We start from the raw sequence: 22,085 nt of genomic DNA, 5'->3' as shown, positions 1-22,085 counted from the left end.
CTCGCTCACTCCCAATCCAGGGCACCCTTTTTCCACTCGTAGGCAAAACCCACAACCAGGATGGCCAGGAAAATCACGACCGCCACAAAACCAGCGATCCCAACCTCATGCAGCGTCACCGCCCACGGGAAAAGAAACGCGATTTCGAGATCGAACAGAATGAAGAGAATGGCCACGAGGTAGTAGCGCACATCAAACTTCATGCGCGCATCCTCGAAGGCTTCAAAGCCACATTCGTAGGGAGAGTTCTTTGCGGCATCCGGGCGGTTGGGGCCCAGTATGTAGCCGAGCGCAAGGGGGACAACGCCTACGGCGATGCCGACCAAGATGAACAAAAGGACGGGGAGGTACTGATCGAGGTTCATCTTGAGGATGTGCTCACCGCTGTGGCCTTGCCCGTCAGGACCCAAGCCGGGTCATGCAGGCAGGCCTTTGTTTTGGTGCCGTCGGCGAGACTCGAACTCGCACAGCTTTCGCCACTACCCCCTCAAGATAGCGTGTCTACCAATTTCACCACGACGGCTGATTTTTGCATCTGGATGGCATGAGGAACCTTGCGGTTTTGGCTTTCCAGACAATCCAGAATTCTACTCCGGAAAAACCCTGCTTCGGCTTCCGGAACCCAATTTAGTGCAGATTATTTGGTGGGGATCTGAGCAGCACCCGATGCAGGCACCGCAGGTGCTACTGAGGCGTCCGACGCCGATCCGGCGGGTACGGCTGCGGCCGGAGTTTCCAACACACTACCCGAACTGGTAGGACGCGCATTGCCAAAGTAAGCCAAGGCCAGCGTTGCCACAAAAAATACCGCAGCCAGTACCGCCGTGGTGCGCGACAGGAAGTTGGCACTGCCGCTGGCACCAAACAAACTCCCGGAACTGCCACTGCCAAACGCCGCCCCCATGTCAGCACCCTTGCCGTGCTGAATCAGGATCAAGCCAATCATCCCCAAAGCCGTCAGCATCTGTACAGCCAAAACCACATTCACGATCACGTTCATTCTCTGTTCACTCCTGATTGAATAGTTTGAAGGGCCGTCTCAAGAGGCGGCCGCAATAATTTGTAGGAAATCGGACACCTTCAACGATGCGCCCCCGACAAGGCCGCCATCGATGTCCGGCTGGGCAAGCAGTTGGGCCGCATTGGCCGCATTCATGCTGCCGCCGTAAAGCAGGCGGATCCGATCAGCATGCTCGCTGGCCGCTGAAAGTTGAGAGCGCAGCACAGCATGCACTTCCTGCGCCTGCTCGGGCGACGCGGTACGGCCAGTGCCAATGGCCCAGACCGGCTCGTACGCCACCACCACTTCGCTGATGCAGTGCCCATTGAGGTGAATCACCGCTGCCAACTGGCGCTTGACCACAGCCTCGGTCTGACCTGTTTCACGCTCCTGCAGCGTTTCACCCACACAGACGATGGGTGTGATGCCCGCCGCCAATGCGCGCTGCGCCTTCTCGGCGACCACCACATCAGTCTCACCATGGTATTGGCGGCGCTCTGAATGCCCCACCAACACGTAGCGCACACCCAAGTCCTTCAACATGGAGGCCGACACCTCACCGGTGTATGCCCCGACCTCGTGCGGCGATACATCCTGGGCAGCCACAGCCACCACAGATCCAGCCGTGGAAGCCTGCACCTGCGCTATGTAAGGCGCCGGCACAGCAACGGCCACATCACAAACCGCGTCAGCCAACCCCGCCATGATGCCTTTCAGCAAAGCATCGTTGGCAACCAGGCTGCCGTTCATCTTCCAGTTGCCTGCGATGAGTTTTTTCTTGCTTTTCATGATCACCACGTCAAAACAATTTTGCCAATGTGTTGGTTCGACTCCATCAGCGCATGGGCCTTGGCAGCCTCTGCCACCACTAACGTGCTGTGGATGACTGGCCGCACACGCCCCGCCACCAGCAGAGGCCACACATGCTCTCGCAGTGCACGAGCAATGGCCCCCTTGAACGCCACAGAGCGCGGGCGCAAGGTAGACCCAGTGATCGTCAACCGTCTGCGCAGCACCAGCCCCGCGTTGAAATCGCTCTTGACCCCACCCTGCACCGCAATGATGACAAGGCGGCCATCTTCAGCCAGACACTCCACCTCGCGTGCTACATAGTCCCCGGCAACCATATCCAGCACCACATCCACGCCTTTGCCTTGCGTGATGCGCTTGGTTTCTGCCACAAAGTCCTGCGACTTGTAGTGGATGGCATGGTGGGCACCCAACTGCAAACATGCGGCGCATTTCTCGTCGCTGCCAGCCGTCGCAATGACCGTCGCGCCAAAAGCGCGTGCCAGTTGCACAGCAGTCACACCAATACCGCTGGTGCCACCTTGCACAAGCAGGCTTTCTCCCGCCTGCAAGCGCCCCCGGTCGAACACGTTGCTCCATACGGTAAAGAACGTCTCCGGCAGCGAGGCCGCCTCCACGTCGCTGAAGCCCTCAGGCACCGGCAAACACTGCAAGACCGGCGCCACACACCACTCAGCATAGCCACCACCCGCCACCAGAGCACAAACGCGGTCACCTACCCGAATGCCCGCCTCGGCCATGGCCAAAGCGTCACCCGACTCCACCACCCCCGCAACCTCCAGGCCCGGTAGATCCGAGGTGCCCGGCGGTGGGGCATAGTGCCCCATCCGCTGGAGCACATCGGGGCGGTTGATGCCACTGGCAGCAACGCGAATCAGCAACTCACCAATGCCCGGTTGCGGCACGGGCCGCTCACCCAGGCGCAATACTTCAGGCCCACCAAAGGATGTGATCTCGACTGCGCGCATGTTGCGACTCCTCGGAGAATTTGGTATTTGAGTGATTTTGGCCGCTTGCGCTTTATCTAAAAGCGCAAGCAGCTACAAAATCAATAGCAAATAACCCAATCAGCCGACGATCTGCCCGGAACCGTTTTCCGAAGGCTGCGATTGCTGTTGCTGATCCGCTGGCTGACGACCACCGTCACGGCTGTGGTCGCGGCGTGGCTCACGATCACCGCGCTCGGCAGGCGCAGGGCGATCACTACCGCCGGCGGGGCGCTCGGCCAGCACCTTCATCGACAGCTTGACGCGGCCCTTTTCATCGGTCTCCATGACCTTCACCTTCACGATCTGGCCCTCGGTGAGGTAGTCACCCACACGCTCAACGCGCTCGTGGGCGATCTGGCTGATGTGCAGCAGGCCGTCCTTGCCGGGGAGCAGGTTGATCAATGCACCGAAGTCCAGGATTTTCGTCACAGGGCCTTCGTAGATCTTGCCGATCTCGACTTCAGCTGTGATCTGCTCGATGCGCTTCTTGGCTTCGTCGGCCTTGGCCGCATCGGTCGCGGCGATGGTGATCGTGCCGTCTTCCTCGATGTTGATCTGGCAGCCAGTTTCTTCGGTCAGCGCACGGATCACGGCGCCGCCCTTGCCGATCACGTCACGGATCTTCTCGGGGTTGATCTTCATCGTGTAGAGCTTGGGCGCGAAGTTCGACACCTCGGTCTTGGCTTCGCCCATGGCCTCTTGCATCTTGCCCAGAATGTGCATGCGCGCTTCCTTGGCCTGGGCCAGTGCCACTTGCATGATTTCCTTGGTGATGCCCTGGATCTTGATGTCCATCTGCAGGGCCGTGATACCGCCCGTGGTACCCGCCACCTTGAAGTCCATGTCACCCAGGTGATCTTCATCGCCCAGGATGTCGGTCAGCACGGCGAAACGGTTGGCGTCCTTGATCAGCCCCATCGCAATACCGGCCACGTGGGCCTTCATGGGCACGCCGGCATCCATCAGCGACAGGCAGCCGCCGCACACCGAAGCCATGGACGAGGAACCATTGGACTCAGTGATTTCCGACACCACACGCATGGTGTAGGGGAATTCTTCCTTGGTCGGCAGCACAGCAACCAGCGCGCGCTTGGCCAGACGACCGTGGCCGATTTCGCGGCGCTTGGTCGAGCCCATGCGGCCCACTTCGCCGGTGGCGAAGGGAGGCATGTTGTAGTGCATCATGAAGCGGTCTTCGTACTCGCCAGCCAGCGCATCGATGCGCTGTGCATCACGCTCGGTGCCCAGCGTGGTCACGACCAGCGCCTGGGTTTCGCCGCGCGTGAACAACGAAGAACCGTGGGCACGGGGCAGCACGCTGCCGCGGATCTCAATGGGGCGCACGGTGCGTGTATCACGGCCATCGATGCGGGGCTCGCCGGCCAGGATCTGGCTGCGCACGATGCCGGCTTCGATGTCGAACAACATGCCTTCAACCTTGACAGCGTCGAATTCGACACCATCGGCCTTCAGCGCAGCCATCACCGCCGCGTAGGCTTCGCGGCAAGCTTGGGTACGGGCTTGCTTGTTACGGATCTGGTAGGCAGCGCGCAGCTTGTCGTCGGCCAGTGCCACCACCTTGGCGATGAGGGCTTCGTCCTTGGCGGGGGCTTCCCACTGCCACACGGGCTTGCCGGCTTCACGCACCAGTTCGTGGATGGCGTTGATGGCCACATTGCCTTGCTCATGGCCAAACACCACGGCGCCGAGCATGATTTCTTCAGACAGCTGCTGGGCTTCGGATTCGACCATCAGTACAGCAGCTTCGGTACCAGCCACCACCAGATCCATCTGCGAGTTCTTGCGCGCAGTCTGGCCGGGGTTCAGCACGTATTCGCCGTTGATGTAGCCCACGCGTGCGGCACCAATGGGGCCGTTGAACGGGATGCCGGAGATGGCCAGGGCTGCGCTGGTGGCGATCAAAGCAGCGATGTCAGCGTCCACTTCGGGGTTCAGCGACACCGTGTGGATCACCACGTGCACTTCATTGAAGAAACCTTCGGGGAACAGCGGACGGATCGGACGGTCGATCAGGCGGCTGGTCAGGGTTTCGTGCTCGCTGGGCTTGGCTTCGCGCTTGAAGAAGCTGCCGGGGATCTTGCCAGCGGCGTACGTCTTCTCGATGTAGTCCACGGTCAGGGGAAAGAAATCCTGGCCAGGCTTGGCACCCTTGGACGCCACCACGGTGGCCAGCACCACAGTGTCGTCAATGTTCACCAGCACAGCGCCGGAGGCCTGGCGGGCGATTTCGCCCGTTTCCATGATGACGGTCTTATCACCCCATTGGAAGGTCTTGGTGACTTTGTTGAAAATGCTCATGTTCAGCTCCTGTTTTGATAGCTGGTAGCGCACTACCAGATTGTTCTGGAGGGCAATTCAGAACACGATGCCATTCCAGTGGAACTGCCTGCCAGCGCGTGACAACAGCCCCATTGGAATGACACAGCTTCGCTCTGTTTTGCGGCTCCGAAGTAAAAAACGCCTGAGCTAGCGGACTAACCCAGGCGTTTTCGCATGCAATGAAAATTACTTGCGCAGACCCAGCTTGGCGATCAGCGCGGTGTAACGGTCAGCGTCCTTGGCCTTCAGATAGTCCAGCAGCTTGCGACGACGGCTCACCATGCGCAGCAGGCCACGGCGACCATGGTGGTCCTTGGCATGCGTCTTGAAGTGGGGGGTCAGTTCGTTGATGCGGGCGGTCAGCAGGGCCACTTGCACTTCTGGGCTACCAGTGTCATTGGCAGCACGGGCGTTCGCCTTGACGACTTCGGCCTTGATGGAGGATGCGATCATTGTTTTTCCTTGAATGAGGCCCGCAAAGCTAGCTGGGCCGTGATTTTTACTTGCGCCAGCAGCTGGAACGGCCACAGGCGTGCGTCTTGCACCATGCAAAACCCTTCGATTATAGCCCAGCAGCATTTGAACCTTGCCAAGCGCCACCTGATCCTGAAACACTACGGCTTATTCAATCGCCTCAAACCGGAAACCCATGATGCAAACCAAGGCCTCCCCACCCCACACTCCTGTCCACATCCTGCGCCAGGGCATACGCGCCTTGCTGGCCGCAAGCATCGCGCTAGGAATGCTCACGGGCACAAGCTCCACACAGGCCAAGCGCCCAATAAGCAATGACACACCCGCATCAAAAACTTCTCCCAAGAAGAAAAACGTGAACAAGGTCACGTATCAACGCAGCACCTCCGAAGAGACAGCAGCCGAACGTGATCGCCGCATGCTCCGGGAGTGCCGAGGCTTACACAATGCGGGAGCCTGCAGAGGCTACACGAGCAAGTGACAGACAAAAGTCCAGCCTCTCGTCGGTGTGTGGGTGCCACTTGTCACCTCACGCAACTCCCACACATCTTATCTTCGTAGGATCACGCCATGCGAGCATCAAAACTACTCCCCCTACCCCGCTGGCACCTGCGCGCTCGACCAAGCCATGGCTTTACGGCGATCGAATTGATGGTTGTTGTAGCCATCGTGGCCATCTTGGCAGCTTTGGCCGGACCCAGCTTTCGAGATTTGATGGACGGTTTCCGTGTGAGAGGCGCAACCGAAGAGATCACCAATAGCATTTATTTTGCTCGTTCTGAGGCGATCAAGCGAGGAGGTCTCGTTTCTGTCAGAAAAAACTGCGCCACAACACCTGTTGAAGAATGGCAATGTGGGTGGATTGTTTTTACAGATGCTAATGACGATGGGACTCTGAATGGAACCGATGTGATTTTGCAGACATTTCCAGCCCTATCCAATGTCACTGTTAATCATATTGCAGGCGGCGCGTTCTACAAGGTGGATCGCTGGGGCCAAATCGGAGGACTTGGGGCCGCCAGCTTCAACGTAGTGCCAGAACCGCTGGGCGTGGCATCAAGGCATGCGACGGCTTTATGCATCACGTCAGGCGGCCGAATCAAGACAACGAAAGGAACGGTCTCATGTCCGTGAAAAACAATCAACAACGCGGCGTCAGTCTGATTGAATCGCTCGTCGCCATTGTCGTTACAGCACTGGGTATATTGGGAATTTTGGGCGTGCAACTTCGCACACTTGCAGATACACAGACAGGTGTACGACGCGCTCAAGCCATTCGACTGATTGAAGACTTGAGCGAGCACACCAAAGTAAACCCAAATGCACTAGGAAATTTTAACAGTTATTTAATGAACTGGGGTGCTACACCTACGGCGCCCGTTGATTGCAAAAGCCTTCCTTGCAACTCCCAACAATTGGCGCTCTATGACGTCTCCAGATGGCGTCAAGATGTTATCAGTGCACTACCAAATGCAGATGTCAATATCTTCACTGTGCCTGATGAAACTGTTGCCAACAACAATCGACAATTAGGAGTCATGGTCAGTTGGCGCGAAAATGAAAAAGACACAGGAACCGCCACAATTTTTAAAATAACAAATACTGAAACTGGTAGCGTTTCTTGTCCAGCAAATAGCATTTGTCATCTTCAATACATTCAATTAACAGCGCGCTGTGCACCGTACACCATGGGTGGGCCTACCATGATGCAGACTTTTTGCCCTGGAGTTTGAAATATGAAAAACTTTTATCCTCCAAAGTATTTACCTACAAATTCCCAACGGGGTGCCACATTGGTTGAGTTGTTGGTTGGAATCACCATTGGCCTGATGACTATTGCCGTTGCAGCTGGCGCACTGATGATTTCGCGTGGAGTTTCTGGCACTGTCAGTGACGCCAGCCAAATTCAGCAACAAGCATCTTACATTTTTCGAATTATTGGACAACAACTGCGGCAAGCAGGCTCGATGCGCTTAGATTTGGCTGCCAATAAGGGGCCAGCCGATCCCATCGATGCAGCAGATGTGGTGGCATTCACTCCCGATGAAACACTTCACTCGGTAACCGCTTCTACACCACCGATTTCGGGAAAAGATTCACCAACCGGTTCGGAATACAAGCTGTCAGTAGCTTACCAGAATTACGCAGAACCCAGCTTCACTTCCGCCTCCAATGTGTCATTCTTTCGCGATTGCCTGGCCAATGCGCCCACGTTACCAGTAGCGCCACTTGAACAAAATGTTATCCAAAGTCAGTTTGTCGTGCAGAGCAACGAATTTCGATGCGCGGGAACTGGCATCGGATCCCAGGCCCTTGCTCGCAATGTCGCAGACCTCCAAGTCAATTACCTCCGCCAAACAGATAGCAATACAGGTATACCAAAGATACAAACTGTCAATGCGGCCGCAATTGGTGCGGCCTGGAACACTGTCTATGGTGCTGACATATGTGTCGTACTCTATGGTGACGAGCCTATTGATATGCCCGCCGGGAGCTCTTATACCGGTTGCGATGGCGCTGCAGTCAATATGAGCGGTACGGGCAGCCTTCCTACCAATCGAAAAAACCGTCTCCACCTGACTTTCCGCACAACGTACCAGCTGCGAAGTCAAGGGCTCACAGGTTGATTTACGGATAAAATCATCATGCAAAGCATGTCAAAAAAATCTACCCAATATCAACGCGGTATTTCATTGTTCGTTGTAATTGTTATCGTCATGCTGTCAGCTTTGCTGGCGCTATGGGGATCTCGAACGTCTCTTTTCAACGAAATGATTGTTGGTAACGATGCAGACTATCAACGCGCATTTGAGGCCGCTCAAGCACTCATACAAGATGCGGAATTTGATATCCGAGGTGAACGACCTGATGGAACCGCTTGCGCCCCCAATGCGGGGAAACCCGAGATATGCAGAGTTCCAGACTCCGTAGTAAACAAAGTATGGATTCCTACCGAGGACAAGGAAATTGGGGATATTCTGAGCGAATTAGATTCTGCTACAACAAAATGCATCAAAGGTATATGCTTGAAGCGAACAGGCAATCAGGATTTTTGGAATGACGCTGCCACCTTGACGACATTGATGGCAGATGGGATTGGCGCCCGGTATGGGCAATTCACGGGCGCTGAAGCCGGGACAAAAAGCAACCCGATTCTAAAGCTAAACCAACCAGGAGACGACGCTGCAAAAGGTGGTTGGTATTGGATTGAAATCCTCCCGTATGACAATAATGCGGGAAATACAGGCCTTATCACCAACGGATCTAACAGCCTAGCACTAAATCTTTTGCCAAGTGTTGCATACCGAATCACGGCTGTAGCTAGAGGGCTAAAACCAAGTACACAAGTTGTATTGCAGTCAACTTTTGTTCGTCAGAAGATGAAGAACTGATCGGAGAATCCCATGAAAAATTCACCACTATTCAAAAAAACTGCCATCGCCGCATTGATTGCCGCCGTTTGCACCCCCCAAGTTACATTGGCTGCCCCTCTGGATTTTTCAACCCTACCCCCTGGTTTGGTCTCCATACCCCCAACCCCCAATGTCGTCCTGTCTGTGGATGATTCCGGCAGTATGGATGAAGTAGTGGGAGGGGGAGATACAAAAACCAAAATGTTCCGCCTGAAAGAGGCTCTAGCAACTGTGTTCAACGATAAGCTCCTCCTGCCTGACGGGAAAATTCGCTTGTCATGGCAGGCAATGCACAACAATGGCGGTTCGCCAGGGGCCGGTAGCCTTGCGGTAGGTGCCGTGAACTCAATGAAAGTTCTCGATGATGCACATCGAACCAATTTTCTGAGCTTTGCCAGCACGCTGACATCAAACAACGGCACACCGTCCCACAAAATGATGAAGCAAGCTTATACCTACATGAAAGTAGGTAAGAGCATTAGCAGCCCCTGGGCATACACGCCCGGCGTGAAGGAAGAGCCCTATTTGGGCTGCCGCCGCTCATACCATATCTTTATGACTGACGGTGGTTGGAACGGCTACGCTGCAAGTGAATTGCCAGGTGAAGCAGATAATGCAAATTATGCACTTCCTGACGGACAGACCTACGATACGGCATCTGATCAGACCAATGTGTACCGTGGGGCGCAAGGGGATCTTTTGGCAGATTGGGCCATGAGAATGTGGCGTGAGGATCTACAAACAGGAATTGATAACTTAGTTAAACCAAGTACCACCGACGGCGTCCCAGCCACGGAGACCTTTGGTTCAACAACCCTGCAGCGATACTGGAATCCAAAGCACAATCCTGCAACATGGCAGCATCTCGTAAATTATACGATCGGATATGGCACCGGCGCTTATTCATGGCCGAACGCTCCAAAATGGTCGATGGTAGATGACGACAATTACGGGGCAGGTGGCGACTATTCAAAACTAGTTGCCGGTACAGTTTCTTGGGTGCCAACGGTGCTGCAAAATTTGAATGCAAACAACCCTGCCGAACTTTGGCACATTGCAATTAATAGCCGCGGAAAATTCTACCCTACCGGGCCTGGCCGAAAATACGACCTTAAAGAAGCTTTCAAGAAGATTCTCGAAAATATTAATCTTGAAAATACAGCAGATGTTGCCAGTATGGCAGCGAGTTCCAGCACCAATATACGGACGGATTTACAGCGATTTACTGCTGGTTACGATCCAAAGAAGTGGTCTGGATATGTAAAGGCTGATAAAATTGATACTGCAGGCAATACAATACCGGACCCCGGATGGGGCGTAGTCAGTGGCAGTACCCACAAGACCACAGCAAACAAATTGGATGCTCGTGACGTATCGACCCGCGTAATTCTCACCACAAATGATGACACCAACAAAGGGGTGTCTTTCGAATGGGAAATCGGTACTACAAAGTTGAGTGCAACCCAGAAGACCCTGCTTGACGATGGTAGCCTCGGGGAAAAGCGCACCAACTTCATACGGGGCGAGCGAACCTACGAAGAAGGCACTGTGAGCAAGCCATTTCGTGTGCGCGACTCGCGCCAGGGAGATATTGGAAATTCCAGTATCTGGTACGTGGACAAGCCTGCTAGCAACTATTCTTTCAAGGGCTACAAAACTTTTGTCTCCACACATAAAAACCGACTCCCTATGGTCTATGTGGGTGGCAATGATGGTATGTTGCACGGATTTTCTGGGGTAGACGGAGAAGAACAAATTGCATATATTCCCAAAGCTGTTATTCCAGAACTTACCAAGCTGAGTGATCCCGGCTATACACATCGCTATTATGTGGATGGCTCTCCATTTACCGGGGATGTGAATCTTGCAGACAATGCCTCACCTCCTGATTGGCGAACTCTGCTGATTGGCTCCTTGGGCGCAGGAGGCAAGGGCTACTTCGTGCTCGATGTAACCCAGCCCGGCGGGAAGTCAGGCACACCAGCAACGACGTTTGCTACCATAAATGCCAAAGACTTGGTAGTCATGGATAAAACACTGCACCCCAGTGCGCCATTGACAGCTGGCAGCGATGATGAAGATATTGGACACATTTTCCACCCGCCCGTTATGGATGATAACAATCCATTCAAGGCAAGCCAAGTCGTTATGATGAACGACAATCGGTGGGCTGTCATTATGGGCAATGGCTATAACAGCAAAAATGAGCGCCCGGTATTGTTGATTCAATATTTGGATGGACTCAAAGAGTTGGTAAAAATTGTGGCAACTGGAAATCAAGCAGTCAGCGTCCCAGTCAATATTACAACTGATACGAATGTGCTAGCCAATGGTTTGTCGGCACCCAAAACGGTGGACATTAATAGCGATGGCAAAGTAGATATTGTATATGCGGGTGATCTGAAGGGAAACCTCTGGAAATTCGACCTTACAAGCCCAAATGCCAATGTATGGTCGGTGGCGTCATGGGGAAGTACGGACGCGACACCCTGCGCCTGGAAAACATCTATTTGCAAACCCCTGTTTACGGCAACATATTCTGGAAAACGGCAACCAATTACTGCACCACCCACCGTCAAAGCCAATGACCGTGGTGCTGGTGGCATGATGGTCGCCTTTGGCACCGGGGCAAACCTTACTGACAATGATCGCAGTAGCACGGACGTACAATCCGTTTATTCGATATTAGACAACACACACTACAAAATTGTTTCCGGCAAGCTTGTTGTAAATACTGATACTGCAGACGATGGTGTGATTCCTACTGCTATTGTGGGTACAAGCGACCTGGTCAAGCAAGATATGGTGAATACAACAGGAATCGCAGGGCAGGGCACGAGTTCTGCTCGCAGATTCTGGCAAATGACCCAGAATGATGTCAACTATGATCCAACCAAAGGACCCGTTAAAAAAGGCTGGTACTTCAATTTTCAGGTGACGAGCGAACGGGTGCTTCGCCCGATGAGCTTCTTCGATGGCAGCAATAACCTGATGGTATTTTCAGTCACTCCAGCGTATGGAGGCAATGGTTCTACTGACGAAACTTGTGAGCCAGCAGGGACACCTGAAAAAGCTTACCTTACATTGCTCAATATCATGGATGGAAAAAAGCCAGGTGTTCAAGTGATGGATCGTAATGGTGATGGCTTCTATAACACCACTGACGATGGCGTTTCTCGCATGACACTGCCTCCCGGAGCAATTAGCAATGTTGCCGGCAAGAAAACTATTACGCTCTCCGGTGGAGACAACAAGCCTGACCCGCTTGCGCGCATGCCCGAACAACCTGCACGTCCCAGCTGGCGCCAGCTGCAATAATCAGCCCTCCAACCAAGGAGCAAAAATCAAATGCACCCAAAGCAACAGGGCTTCACGCTGATCGAAGTGATGATTGTGGTGGCAATCGTCGGCATCCTCACCGCAATTGCCATACCTTCTTACAGCGAGTACATCCGACGCGGGCACCGTGCAGACGCCCGTGCTGGACTACTGCAGGCTCAGCAGTGGTTGGAGAGGGCTTCCACGGCAACAGGAAACTACCCCACGGCGCTTCCAGCTACTCTGACTTGGGCGGCGGACAGCACAAAGCGGTATGCCATTGCAATAGGAGGCCCAGCAACCACAACGTCCTTCACGCTGACAGCAACACCTAAGGCTGGTACGCCCCAAGTCGGGGACAAATGTGGCACCTACACGCTCACACACACCGGTGTTCGAGGAGCAAATGGTCTGATCCAAACCGATGCCGGTTTTGACGCCACCTGCTGGAACAAATAGCCGCTGAGCTACCATCGTGGGCGCCATGATTCACAAAGCGCCCTCACACATCCACCAAGCGCTTGGGCTCGCCACCCAGGCGCTTTTTATTTCCAACCCCAACCCTCACGTTGGCTGCGTACTCGTGGCGCCGGATGGCTACGTGATAGGCCAGGGCTTCACGCAACGCGCAGGCGGCCCTCACGCAGAAGTCATGGCCCTGCGCGACGTTGCCGACAAGGGACTTGATGCTAGAGGGGCGACGGCCTATGTGACATTGGAGCCCTGCTCCCACCACGGGCGAACCGGCCCCTGTTGCGATGCACTGATTCAGGCGGGGATCGCCAAAGTGGTTGCCTCCATTGCCGACCCCAATCCGCTGGTGGGGGGGCATGGTTTTGATCGGCTGCGTGCAGCAGGCGTGGAGGTCGTGGTCGGCCCGGGGGCTGAAGAATCCCGAGAACTCAACATTGGTTTTTTCAGCCGCATGATCCGGGGTACGCCCTGGGTTCGGCTGAAAGTTGCAAGCTCTCTGGACGGCACCACCGCCCTCAACAATGGCGCCAGCCAGTGGATTACGTCTCGTGCGGCGCGGGCGGATGGACATGCGTGGAGGGCCAGGGCGTGCGCTATCTTGACGGGCATCGGCACCGTGTTGGATGACAACCCTCGGCTTGACGTCCGCGAAGTGCCTACGCCACGCCAACCCCATGTTGTGGTGGTGGACAGCCAGCTGCAGCTGCCCACGGATGCCAATCTGTTGATGGATGGGCGTGACTGCTTGGTCTACACGGCCTCCGAAAACGAAGCCAAGAAGGCGGCCTTGCAAGCCCGTGGGGCAACCTTGATCCATTTGCCCAATGCGAACGGCAAAGTCGATCTTTCGGCAATGCTCCGGGACCTTGGCACAAGGGGCATCAACGAGCTGCATGTAGAGGCCGGGCACAAGCTCAATGGCTCTCTGGTCCGAGAAGGTCTGGTTGATGAGCTGTTGCTGTACCTGGCACCACGGCTTTTGGGTACGGGGCGTGGCATTGCAGACTTTGGCCCACTGACAGCCTTGGCCGATGGCCTGGCGCTGGAATTCAAATCCGTAGACACCCTGGGGGCGGATCTGCGCATTGTGGCCCGCGTGCAGGGGCGCGATAGCTTCTAGAGTTCCGATAGAGCCCTACCTACCAATCACCGCCTGTGGATGGACTGGTGAGTCGGGGTTGGCGCTAGTCAAAAGATGGCAATGGTCTGGCGTCACAGCCTCACTGGGCGCGTTCAAAAAGAACCTACGCCCCCTCTTGCACTATCTCCTTTCATCGGTTCAGCATGCGCGGCCATGCAGCGCCCGGGCAACGCCACACCACGCAGTTTGGGTTGGTTTCGCGCTGGGGGAAAGAGATAGAAAGTGAAAAACCCACTCAATCGCTATTATTTTTTATAGCAACAAATGCTTACCCAATAAGCGCTAGAGCCCTGCTTGTTTCAGAACTGGAGTTTGCAGCAAGGCCCCCTGCGTCCTTCGTCCCACCACACGCGAAGTGCACGCTCCCACACCAGGCACTTGGCGAGTCCATACCCAGTTCGCGCCAATGCGCCCACATTTCGCTTCACCACACCAAAACGGTGCAAAACAACGCACCATCGTCTGGCGCGGTTTTTGCTTCAATTTGGTGCAAATCTGGTGAATAGGTTTAAAACGCACCAGAACAGATCAACCAATCGCGCGAGGATGTTATGGAAGCACTCAAACAGGGCACAGATGCCCTGTTCATTCTTCTGGGGGCCATCATGGTGCTGGCCATGCATGCAGGGTTTGCCTTTCTGGAACTGGGCACGGTTCGCAAAAAAAACCAGGTGAATGCGCTGGTCAAGATCCTAGTGGATTTCTCGGTGTCCACCGTGGTGTATTTCGTGGTCGGCTACAGCGTGGCGTACGGAACGCACTTCTTCGTGGGTGCGGAATCGTTGACGCAGCAAAACGGTTATGCGCTGGTCAAATTTTTCTTCTTGCTCACCTTTGCGGCAGCCATTCCGGCGATTGTGTCGGGCGGGATCGCGGAGCGGGCCAAGTTCTGGCCCCAGTTGATAGCCACGGCGGTCATTGTGGGGTTTGTGTATCCGTTCTTTGAAGGCATTGCCTGGAACCAGCACTTTGGAGTGCAGGCCTGGATCAAGGGACTGACGGGCGAAGAGTTCCACGACTTTGCGGGCTCCATCGTCGTGCATGCCATGGGCGGATGGATCGCCCTGCCCGCCGTGATTCTGCTGGGCTCGCGCGCCAACCGCTACCGCAAGGACGGTGCGATCTCTGCGCACCCACCCTCCAACATCCCCTTCCTCGCCCTGGGCGCCTGGGTGCTGGTGGTGGGATGGTTTGGGTTCAATGTGATGAGCGCACAGACCGTGGACAAGCTCTCCGGCCTGGTGGCCGTCAATTCGTTGATGGCCATGGTGGGCGGCACGCTGGCTGCCTTGGTGTTGGGCAAGAACGATCCTGGCTTTGTGCACAACGGCCCGTTGGCCGGGCTGGTGGCCGTGTGCGCAGGCTCTGACCTGATGCACCCGCTGGGCGCGCTGGTGGTAGGCGCCGTGGCGGGGGCCATCTTTGTGGTGATGTTCACGCTCACGCAGAACCGCTGGAAGATCGATGATGTGCTCGGCGTATGGCCGCTGCATGGCCTTTGTGGCACGTGGGGCGGACTGGCTGCGGGCATTTTCGGCAACAAGGCGTTGGGCGGGCTGGGTGGTGTGAGCCTCTCGGCCCAGCTGATCGGCACCACCCTGGGCGTGGCCTGGGCGCTGGTGGGGGGCTTTGTGGTGTACGGCATCCTCAAGAGCACCGTGGGCCTGCGGCTCACGCAGGAAGAGGAATTTGACGGGGCCGACCTGTCGATCCACAAGATCAGCGCCACGCCAGACCGCGAAGTGAGCTGGTAAACGCAGCGCCGGGAAGCCGGAGCGCCGAAAGCGCACACCCGGCCTGGCCCGGCCACGATGGCGATGGTGTTGGCGCCGCGTCTGACAAGCGCGGCCACCGCCGCACGGTCACAATCGCGCCATGCTTGCATTGCCCTCTGCCCTCGCCGCTCCTGCATTTCCGGGCACCACCGCGCGCCGCGGCTGGCTGGCAATCCTGGCCCTCTGCCTTGGGGTGACCATCAGCGGCTGCGCAGGCCTGCCCAAGGACGTGGACCGGCCAGTGTCGAATGCATTGGAATCCCCCGCAGGCACGGCCCTGGGCCAACTGGTAGAAGAGCGCCGGGCATCGGTGGGCGGGCGCCACCCCTCGGGGTTCCTGCTGCTCAGCGGACCGCAGGCGGCCTACAGCAGCCGCCTGGCGCTGGTGGATGCCGCGCAGAAAACGCTGGACCTGCAGTACTACGCCATCCACGCCGATGCGAGCAGCGAGCGGCTTTTGCTGAGCGTGGTCGCTGCGGCCCGGCGCGGCGTGCGGGTGCGGGTGTTGCTGGACGATTTTCACAGCGTGGGCCGTGATGCACAGGTAATGCGCCTGGCCTTTGTGCCCAACATCGAGATGCGCATGTTCAACCCGCTCACAGGGGCGCGTGGCTCGCCGCTGGGGCGCATGTTCAGCGCGCTGGGCGACTTTTCGCGCGTGCAGCAGCGCATGCACAACAAACTCTTCGTCGCCGACAACGCCATGGGCGTCACCGGGGGACGCAACCTGGGGGATGCCTACTTCGGCAATGCCGATTCTGGCAACTTTGTGGATCTGGACGTGCTGGCCGCAGGGCCTGTGGTGCAGGATCTTTCCCGCAGTTTCGACAGCTACTGGAACAACGAGCGCGCCTACCCTGTGCAATCGCTGGTCACGCGGGAGGAGCTGGACATCCTGCGCGAGCGCATGCGCAGCGCCGACGCCACACAGCGGGACCGCATCGCGGGCCAGGGGGGAGCCCTGGCCCCCGACCGCCAGCCCGTGGAAGACGGCCGGCGCACCACCGCCGCACAGCGCGCACGCATCTGGGACTACCAGCCCATGGACCTGGCGCAAGCGCAGTTCACCTGGGCACCAGCGGCGGTGCTGGTGGACAAGCCTGCCAAGATCCCGCCCGATGGCACTTCCTCGGCCACGCTGCCTGAAAAGCCCCCGTCCCGTGCCACTCCCCTGGCCGTCGTGTCGCGCGGCGCGGCACACGCGCCTGCGACGGCGCCAACAAACCCAGCTCCGCCCGCTTCCGTGGGGCCCGTGTCTCCCCAGCCCCCGGCGCCCGCCTCGGCAAACGGCGCCGCACCTGGTGCCACGGCCGCGCCGCCACCCGACAGCAACACCCTCGACGCCCAGACCGATACCGTGGTGGATGGCCTGCTGCACCTCATGGGCCAGGCGCGGCGCGATCTGCTCATCATTTCGCCCTACTTCGTGCCGGGTCCCGACATGAAGCAAGCCTTTGCGGCCGCGCGCGCGCGGGGCGTCCGGGTGCGGGTGCTCACCAACTCACTGGCCTCCAACGATGCGCCCATTGCCCACGCAGGCTATGCGCGCCACCGACCCGATCTGCTGGCCATGGGCGTCGAGCTGTACGAGATGCGCAGCGAGCTCACGGGTGTTCTGCGCGGGGCACTCGGCTCCACGGGCAGCACGGGGGGGCGTGACAACAACGGTGCTGCTGGCTCCGTGGGCAGCTCGCGCGCCATGCTGCATTCCAAGCTCCTGATCATGGATGGCCGCCTGCTGGTGGTGGGTTCGATGAACCTGGACATCCGCTCGCAGCGCCAGAACACAGAGATCGCGCTGCTGATCCGCAGCAGCGACCTGTCGCGCCGCGCCACCACGCAGATCGAAACCGCGCTGCGCGAAGCCGCCTGGCAGGTGCAGTTGCGCAATGGTGGCCAGCTGGTGTGGCACGCCCCCGAGGGCAGTGGCCTGCCGGATGCCACCACCGAACCCGATGCCAGCGCCCCGCTGCGGCTGATGCTGCAACTGCTGGGCCCGCTGGCGCCCGACCACCTGCTCTAGTCTGCGTTGACAGCAGCGCAGCGCAGCGCCGCCACCCATGCGGTGATCGCCCGCTGGTCTGTCATCGTGCGCACATGCTGAAAGGCCACCTCGGCCTCCGGGAAGCGCCTGCGCAGCAGGTTGAGCCATTGTTTGAGCCGCCCCGCGCGCTGGCACGGCTCCAGGTCGTCACACACCAGTTGCCAGAAGGCCGCCAGGTGCGGCAGCAGGTCGGCCCAGGCCACGGTGTCCGCGCCGGGCTGACCGGCGTCCAAAGCGCGGATGGCACGGGCCAGGCCGGGGTCGGCCACCATGCCGCGCCCAAGCATCAGCGCATCGCAGCCAGAGACCTCGCGGCAGCGCAGCGCGTCGGCCACGGTCCAGATCTCGCCATTGGCCACCACAGGAATGCGGACCGCCGCGCGGATGGCGGGGATGTGCTCCCAATACGCGGGGGGCCGGTAGCCGTCGGCCTTGGTGCGGGCATGCACCACCAGCTCGGCAGCGCCGCCCGCTTGCATCGCCTGCGCGCATTCGCGCATCAGCCCAGTGTCGTTGAAGCCCAGGCGCATCTTGGCGGACACGGGCAGGTGCAGGGGCACCGCGCGGCGCACGGCGGCCACCACGGAGGCGATGCGTTCTGGCTCCTGCAGCAGCGCCGCGCCACCACCGTGGCGGTTGACCACCTTGGCCGGGCAGCCAAAGTTCAGGTCGATCCCCTCGGGCCCGAGGGCTGCCAGGCACGCCGCGTTCTCAGCCATGCAGACGGGATCGGAGCCCAGCAGCTGCGCACGCACCGGCACGCCGGCCAGCGTGCGGCTGCCGTTGTGCAACTCAGGCACATAGCGCAGAAACACCTTGTCGGGCAACAGCGTGCCGGTGATGCGGATGAACTCCGAGACGCAGCGGTCCACCCCGCCCACGCGGGTCAGCACATCACGCAGCACAAAATCCAGGAGTCCCTCCATCGGGGCAAGCAGCAAGGTCATCGCGAGATAGGCCGCCGCACCTGCACCCCAGCACGGGGCACGGCCAGCACACAGCCAAAAAATGAATCAAACAGGGTCCTAGCGCTTGATAGATAAGCGCCAATAGCTACAAAATAAGTAGCAAGCACACTTTCCGCAGCAATCTGCGAGCGGGGGCAGCCCGCCATTGTGCGGTAGCGGGGTCATCACAGCGTCATGGCGGCTTGCTGCAATCGCCGCCATTCACCCGTGAATGGAGACCCCCATGCTGCTACAAAAAACCGAAAAAGCCCGCCTGGAACTCTTGCCCGGCGTCCGCACCCTGAGCCTGCGCGAGCGTTCGCTGTTGCTCCTGGTGGATGGCAAATCGCTGTCCGACTTGCAGGCCATGTACAACGGCATCGGCGCACAGATTGTCGACAACCTCATGCGCCAGGGCTACCTGGCCGGCCCGGCCGAACTGCCGCCGCCCTCCGCTGCGCCCCGCATGCCCCAAGACGTGCCGTCGATCCAGCGCCCCGAGCCTGGCGACGCCCTGCGCTCGCTGGCCGGCGCCCGCATGTACCTGTTCGACACCTGCGAACGGCTGTTTGTGCGCCGCGATCCCGTGCTGGCGCAGCAGTTTCGCGAGGCGCTGCGCGCCGCCAAGGACCGCGCGAGCATGCTGGACGTGGGCGAAGCCATGTTTGACGAAGTGGCGCTGGCCGCAGGGGCCGAACGCGCTGCCAGCCTGCGCGAAAGGTTCGAGCAGCTCCTGCCCCCAGAACGGTACGAATCCACGCAGCCTTCAGCCCTGGCTTGAGGGGCAGAGGGGGTTAGGCAGCTACGCCGCCAAGCCAGCCATCAGGCCGCAGCCAGCCGCCACAGCGACGTGACCTCTGCCGCGCGGGCTGCGTGCAAGGCATCACCCGCATCGGCCGCCTTGCCGTGGTGCGGTTTCACATCGTGCCGGCCACGCACCACCAGCCCCGCACCGGCGATCCACTCGAGCAACTGCGCGCGTGGGCGCAAGCCCAGGTGTTCGGCCAGGTCCGACAGGATCAGCCAGCCCTCGCCTCCAGGCTCCAGATGGTCCGCCAAACCCGCCAGAAAGCCCTTGAGCATGCGGCTGCCTTCGTCGTACACCGCGTGTTCGATGGGCGAGCTGGCGCGTGCAGGCAGCCAGGGCGGGTTGCACACCACCAGGGGCGCGCGGCCCGGCGGAAACAGGTCGGCCTGCAGCAGCTCGACCTGGGGCATGACCCCCAGTTGTTGCAGGTTCTCGCGGGCGCAGGCCAGGGCGCGCGGGTCCTGGTCGGTGGCCACCACGCGCTGCACACCACGGCGTGCCAGCACGGCAGACAGCACCCCGGTGCCCACGCCAATGTCAAAGGCCAATGTCTTGGTGGGCAGCGCGGTGTCGGCCACCAAGCCCACATATTCGCCGCGCACGGGCGAGAACACGCCGTAGTGCGGGTGGATGCGGTTGAGCGGGGGCGCGCCCAAGGCGGGCACTTCCACACCCTTTTTGCGCCACTCGTGCGCGCCCACCAGGCCCAGCAACTCGCGCAGCGTGGCCACCGAACGCTCACCCGTGGCCGGGCCCCAGGCCTCGGTACAGGCCTGGCGCCAGTCGGGTGCACGGCGCAGGTCAATGGTGTAGTCGCCTTCGAGCGGGATGAGCACCGACGCCAGCACCCGCGCGCGCTGCGCCTGCGCCTGGCGGTGCAAGTGAAAGGCTTCAGCAGGTGTGGCGGCAGCAGCTTTCTCGGCTGCCTTGGCGGCAGACTTGCGCGGCTTGGCCGACTTGCCCCCCTTGCCGGACTTGGCATCGGCCCGGCGCATCAGCGCCTGCAGCAACATGCGGGCGTTCTGAAAGTCGCCCTGCCACAGCAGGCCGGTGCCTTCACAGGCCATGCGGTAGGCCGTGTCGGCGGCCAAGGTATCGTCGGCGGTGACGACCCGGCGCGGGGCCGGGGCTCCGCTCTCGGAGCGCCACTGGGCTTGTTGAATCTGGCCCTGGCGGCTCCATTCGATCATTGAGTGCCTTGTGCGTTCTTATGCATTAATCGGGCGCTTCAGGCGCACTTCTTCAATCTTGACGCCCCCCACCACGGCCGTCTTGGCCGTGGAGAGCTCCTGCTTGAAGCCCGCCAGCTCGTGGAACCGGATGGCGCGCTCGTTGCGCAGGGGCACCCACGCCGTAACGTTGGTGCAACCTTCTTCTTGCAGCCCATCGCGGGCGGCATCCCACAGGGCCAGGCCTACGCCCTGGTTCCAGTGGGTGGGCGCGGCGTAGATGGCCCAGATTTCACCGGTGGTGGGGCGGGATTTTTCATCGCGCGAGCGGTCGTAGCCGACAAAACCGACGATCTTCTCGCCGTCCACGGCCACCTGGACCTGGGGCTCGCAATATTCAATGGCCTCGCGCCAGTAGGCCTGGCGCTTTTCGACCGACATGGATTTCAACTGCTCGTCTGGCACCAGCCCTTTGTAGACCTCTTGGGCTGAGACGGTATGGATCTGGGCAATGGCTTTGGCATCGCGAAGCGTGGCGGGACGAACCTGGATACTGGACATGAAAAAACCGAACGAAAACGGGGAATGAAAAAACGAAAGGACCGGCATTGTCGCCGCAAACGGTTTTTCCCCCTGTCCGGCCCCCTCTCAAGCCCCCGGTGGAGCCCCCTCAAATGCCTGTGTACATAGCATTTCAGCGCCGGGTATCAGTGGCTGGCGTTGCGGGTTGCGCCGCACTGCAAAACCTGGCTGCGGGCGCCGCGCATGGCCTCAGGCCAGCGCCATGGAGCCCGAGAGCGAAGCCCCCGCCGCACCGGCTGCTGCCGCCGCACGCTGCACCAGCGCGCGTTTGTTGCGGGGGCGCGGGACATGCACGATCGGCGGCGCACCGTTGATGGCCGAGAGCCCCAGCACCAGCGTGACGGTGCGCGAACACCCCTCCTCGCGCTCGTCGCTGGCATAGGCACGGTAACTACCATTGCCCTGCCCATGGCGGCGCTCCACGGTATGGAAGGCCACCCGCGCGCCGTTCACGCGGTGGCCCCCAAAAGGCAGAACCCGCAGCCGCGCATCACTGTCCAGCGCCAGCCCCAGATTGCCAGCGCGGTTGATGAGGTCGGTGCGAATGGCACGCCAGGTTTTCCCCTCGTCCGCAGAGAACTGCCAGGTGCCCGCCTGCGCGTCCAGGTGCTCGATCACCACCCCGGCCGATGCCAGCATGCCCGGGCAGTTTTCTTCCACGATCTGGGCCAGCGTGTTGCCCCCCAGCCCCGCGCTGCCCTGCGGCGAAGCGATGCCCCCCGGTCGCCGTTCGCTGTGGTGGCGGGACACATCGGAAGCGGCGGAACCTAGGTGAAGTGCATTGGCAGTCATGAGAAACCC

20 protein-coding genes and 1 tRNA gene are annotated in these 22,085 nt (G+C 59.2%); 10 read left to right on the top strand and 11 right to left on the bottom strand.

Features of this window, described 5'->3' with window-relative positions:
• Positions 1–5: 5 nt before the first annotated feature.
• From ASE52_RS14090 to rpsO, 7 genes are all read right to left on the bottom strand, one after another.
• A complete protein-coding gene (locus tag ASE52_RS14090) occupies positions 6–365 on the bottom strand; it encodes an NADH-quinone oxidoreductase subunit A (protein WP_010463935.1) in 360 nt (119 codons plus the stop codon).
• 73 nt (positions 366–438) lie between these two features.
• A tRNA-Leu gene (locus tag ASE52_RS14085) sits at positions 439–523 on the bottom strand.
• Between the two features lie 114 nt (positions 524–637).
• Positions 638–1,000 (bottom strand): preprotein translocase subunit SecG, encoded by a 363-nt coding sequence (gene secG, locus ASE52_RS14080; protein WP_010463934.1) that lies wholly within the window; start codon positions 998–1,000, stop codon positions 638–640.
• 39 nt (positions 1,001–1,039) lie between these two features.
• The gene (tpiA, locus tag ASE52_RS14075; RefSeq protein ID WP_057226905.1) at positions 1,040–1,789 is read right to left on the bottom strand and encodes a triose-phosphate isomerase; all 750 of its coding nucleotides are present in this window, start codon (positions 1,787–1,789) and stop codon (positions 1,040–1,042) included.
• A 2-nt stretch (positions 1,790–1,791) separates the two neighbouring features.
• On the bottom strand, positions 1,792–2,778 hold the full coding sequence (locus ASE52_RS14070; protein WP_057226903.1) for an NAD(P)H-quinone oxidoreductase: 987 nt from the start codon (positions 2,776–2,778) through the stop codon (positions 1,792–1,794).
• 99 nt (positions 2,779–2,877) lie between these two features.
• On the bottom strand, positions 2,878–5,118 hold the full coding sequence (gene pnp, locus ASE52_RS14065) for a polyribonucleotide nucleotidyltransferase (protein WP_057227261.1): 2,241 nt from the start codon (positions 5,116–5,118) through the stop codon (positions 2,878–2,880).
• Between the two features lie 207 nt (positions 5,119–5,325).
• Complete coding sequence (rpsO, locus tag ASE52_RS14060) at positions 5,326–5,592, bottom strand: 30S ribosomal protein S15 (RefSeq protein WP_005793232.1); 267 nt, start codon at positions 5,590–5,592, stop codon at positions 5,326–5,328.
• 591 nt (positions 5,593–6,183) lie between these two features.
• Between rpsO and ASE52_RS25145 the strand changes: the two genes are divergently transcribed.
• The 9 genes from ASE52_RS25145 to ASE52_RS14025 all read left to right on the top strand — a co-directional run bounded on the left by ASE52_RS25145 (position 6,184) and on the right by ASE52_RS14025 (position 17,757).
• Complete coding sequence (locus tag ASE52_RS25145) at positions 6,184–6,747, top strand: GspH/FimT family pseudopilin (protein ID WP_082606874.1); 564 nt, start codon at positions 6,184–6,186, stop codon at positions 6,745–6,747.
• The gene (gene pilV / locus ASE52_RS25140; protein ID WP_082606873.1) at positions 6,738–7,346 is read left to right on the top strand and encodes a type IV pilus modification protein PilV; all 609 of its coding nucleotides are present in this window, start codon (positions 6,738–6,740) and stop codon (positions 7,344–7,346) included. Before ASE52_RS25145 ends, pilV begins: the two co-directional genes overlap by 10 nt.
• Before the next feature lie 3 nt (positions 7,347–7,349).
• Positions 7,350–8,240 (top strand): prepilin-type N-terminal cleavage/methylation domain-containing protein, encoded by an 891-nt coding sequence (locus tag ASE52_RS14050; RefSeq protein WP_057226898.1) that lies wholly within the window; start codon positions 7,350–7,352, stop codon positions 8,238–8,240.
• Positions 8,241–8,258: 18 nt separating this feature from the next.
• Positions 8,259–9,005: a PilX N-terminal domain-containing pilus assembly protein gene (locus tag ASE52_RS14045; RefSeq protein WP_057226897.1), complete on the top strand. Its 747-nt coding sequence runs from the start codon at positions 8,259–8,261 to the stop codon at positions 9,003–9,005.
• A gap of 12 nt (positions 9,006–9,017) precedes the next feature.
• Complete coding sequence (locus ASE52_RS25135; protein WP_082606872.1) at positions 9,018–12,344, top strand: PilC/PilY family type IV pilus protein; 3,327 nt, start codon at positions 9,018–9,020, stop codon at positions 12,342–12,344.
• A 30-nt stretch (positions 12,345–12,374) separates the two neighbouring features.
• A complete protein-coding gene (locus tag ASE52_RS14040; protein WP_057226895.1) occupies positions 12,375–12,803 on the top strand; it encodes a type IV pilin protein in 429 nt (142 codons plus the stop codon).
• A gap of 25 nt (positions 12,804–12,828) precedes the next feature.
• On the top strand, positions 12,829–13,938 hold the full coding sequence (gene ribD, locus ASE52_RS14035) for a bifunctional diaminohydroxyphosphoribosylaminopyrimidine deaminase/5-amino-6-(5-phosphoribosylamino)uracil reductase RibD (RefSeq protein WP_057226893.1): 1,110 nt from the start codon (positions 12,829–12,831) through the stop codon (positions 13,936–13,938).
• A gap of 572 nt (positions 13,939–14,510) precedes the next feature.
• A complete protein-coding gene (locus ASE52_RS14030; RefSeq protein WP_057226892.1) occupies positions 14,511–15,713 on the top strand; it encodes an ammonium transporter in 1,203 nt (400 codons plus the stop codon).
• A gap of 121 nt (positions 15,714–15,834) precedes the next feature.
• Positions 15,835–17,757 carry a phospholipase D family protein gene (locus ASE52_RS14025; RefSeq protein WP_082606871.1) on the top strand — a complete coding sequence of 641 codons (1,923 nt, stop codon included), beginning with the start codon at positions 15,835–15,837 and terminating at the stop codon, positions 17,755–17,757.
• Here ASE52_RS14025 and ASE52_RS14020 read toward each other — a convergent pair.
• Positions 17,754–18,725 (bottom strand): tRNA-dihydrouridine synthase, encoded by a 972-nt coding sequence (locus tag ASE52_RS14020; protein ID WP_140426233.1) that lies wholly within the window; start codon positions 18,723–18,725, stop codon positions 17,754–17,756. The two genes, ASE52_RS14025 and ASE52_RS14020, sit on opposite strands and share 4 nt — an antisense overlap.
• A gap of 244 nt (positions 18,726–18,969) precedes the next feature.
• Between ASE52_RS14020 and ASE52_RS14015 the strand changes: the two genes are divergently transcribed.
• Positions 18,970–19,506, top strand: coding sequence for a hypothetical protein (locus tag ASE52_RS14015; protein WP_057227257.1), 537 nt, complete (start codon positions 18,970–18,972; stop codon positions 19,504–19,506).
• Between the two features lie 41 nt (positions 19,507–19,547).
• Here ASE52_RS14015 and ASE52_RS14010 read toward each other — a convergent pair whose 3' ends face one another.
• The 3 genes from ASE52_RS14010 to ASE52_RS14000 all read right to left on the bottom strand — a co-directional run bounded on the left by ASE52_RS14010 (position 19,548) and on the right by ASE52_RS14000 (position 22,076).
• Entirely contained in the window at positions 19,548–20,723 is a 1,176-nt protein-coding gene (locus tag ASE52_RS14010) for a class I SAM-dependent methyltransferase (RefSeq protein WP_057226890.1), read from the bottom strand.
• An 18-nt stretch (positions 20,724–20,741) separates the two neighbouring features.
• Positions 20,742–21,263: a GNAT family N-acetyltransferase gene (locus ASE52_RS14005; protein ID WP_029414078.1), complete on the bottom strand. Its 522-nt coding sequence runs from the start codon at positions 21,261–21,263 to the stop codon at positions 20,742–20,744.
• Positions 21,264–21,473: 210 nt separating this feature from the next.
• Positions 21,474–22,076 (bottom strand): hypothetical protein, encoded by a 603-nt coding sequence (locus ASE52_RS14000; RefSeq protein ID WP_057226888.1) that lies wholly within the window; start codon positions 22,074–22,076, stop codon positions 21,474–21,476.
• Between the last annotated feature and the right edge of the window lie 9 nt (positions 22,077–22,085).

The organism is Acidovorax sp. Root275 (assembly GCF_001428965.1).
Lineage (GTDB): Bacteria > Pseudomonadota > Gammaproteobacteria > Burkholderiales > Burkholderiaceae_C > Acidovorax > Acidovorax radicis.
The sequence above is the reverse complement of the archived record's forward strand: the minus strand, read 5'-3'. Positions and strand labels throughout refer to the sequence as shown.

Excerpts from the sequence above, each read along its gene's own strand:
- ASE52_RS14070 (WP_057226903.1), bottom strand. The coding sequence starts at position 2,778 with ATGCGCGCAGTCGAGATCACATCCTTTGGTGGGCCTGAAGTATTGCGC.
- ASE52_RS14025 (WP_082606871.1), top strand. The coding sequence starts at position 15,835 with ATGCTTGCATTGCCCTCTGCCCTCGCCGCTCCTGCATTTCCGGGCACC.
- ASE52_RS14050 (WP_057226898.1), top strand. The coding sequence starts at position 7,350 with ATGAAAAACTTTTATCCTCCAAAGTATTTACCTACAAATTCCCAACGG.
- pnp (WP_057227261.1), bottom strand. The coding sequence starts at position 5,118 with ATGAGCATTTTCAACAAAGTCACCAAGACCTTCCAATGGGGTGATAAG.
- ASE52_RS14045 (WP_057226897.1), top strand. The coding sequence starts at position 8,259 with ATGCAAAGCATGTCAAAAAAATCTACCCAATATCAACGCGGTATTTCA.
- ASE52_RS14090 (WP_010463935.1), bottom strand. The coding sequence starts at position 365 with ATGAACCTCGATCAGTACCTCCCCGTCCTTTTGTTCATCTTGGTCGGC.
- ASE52_RS14005 (WP_029414078.1), bottom strand. The coding sequence starts at position 21,263 with ATGTCCAGTATCCAGGTTCGTCCCGCCACGCTTCGCGATGCCAAAGCC.
- secG (WP_010463934.1), bottom strand. The coding sequence starts at position 1,000 with ATGAACGTGATCGTGAATGTGGTTTTGGCTGTACAGATGCTGACGGCT.
- tpiA (WP_057226905.1), bottom strand. The coding sequence starts at position 1,789 with ATGAAAAGCAAGAAAAAACTCATCGCAGGCAACTGGAAGATGAACGGC.
- pilV (WP_082606873.1), top strand. The coding sequence starts at position 6,738 with ATGTCCGTGAAAAACAATCAACAACGCGGCGTCAGTCTGATTGAATCG.
- ASE52_RS14040 (WP_057226895.1), top strand. The coding sequence starts at position 12,375 with ATGCACCCAAAGCAACAGGGCTTCACGCTGATCGAAGTGATGATTGTG.
- ASE52_RS25135 (WP_082606872.1), top strand. The coding sequence starts at position 9,018 with ATGAAAAATTCACCACTATTCAAAAAAACTGCCATCGCCGCATTGATT.
- rpsO (WP_005793232.1), bottom strand. The coding sequence starts at position 5,592 with ATGATCGCATCCTCCATCAAGGCCGAAGTCGTCAAGGCGAACGCCCGT.
- ribD (WP_057226893.1), top strand. The coding sequence starts at position 12,829 with ATGATTCACAAAGCGCCCTCACACATCCACCAAGCGCTTGGGCTCGCC.
- ASE52_RS14010 (WP_057226890.1), bottom strand. The coding sequence starts at position 20,723 with ATGATCGAATGGAGCCGCCAGGGCCAGATTCAACAAGCCCAGTGGCGC.
- ASE52_RS14015 (WP_057227257.1), top strand. The coding sequence starts at position 18,970 with ATGCTGCTACAAAAAACCGAAAAAGCCCGCCTGGAACTCTTGCCCGGC.
- ASE52_RS14020 (WP_140426233.1), bottom strand. The coding sequence starts at position 18,725 with ATGACCTTGCTGCTTGCCCCGATGGAGGGACTCCTGGATTTTGTGCTG.
- ASE52_RS25145 (WP_082606874.1), top strand. The coding sequence starts at position 6,184 with ATGCGAGCATCAAAACTACTCCCCCTACCCCGCTGGCACCTGCGCGCT.
- ASE52_RS14000 (WP_057226888.1), bottom strand. The coding sequence starts at position 22,076 with ATGACTGCCAATGCACTTCACCTAGGTTCCGCCGCTTCCGATGTGTCC.
- ASE52_RS14030 (WP_057226892.1), top strand. The coding sequence starts at position 14,511 with ATGGAAGCACTCAAACAGGGCACAGATGCCCTGTTCATTCTTCTGGGG.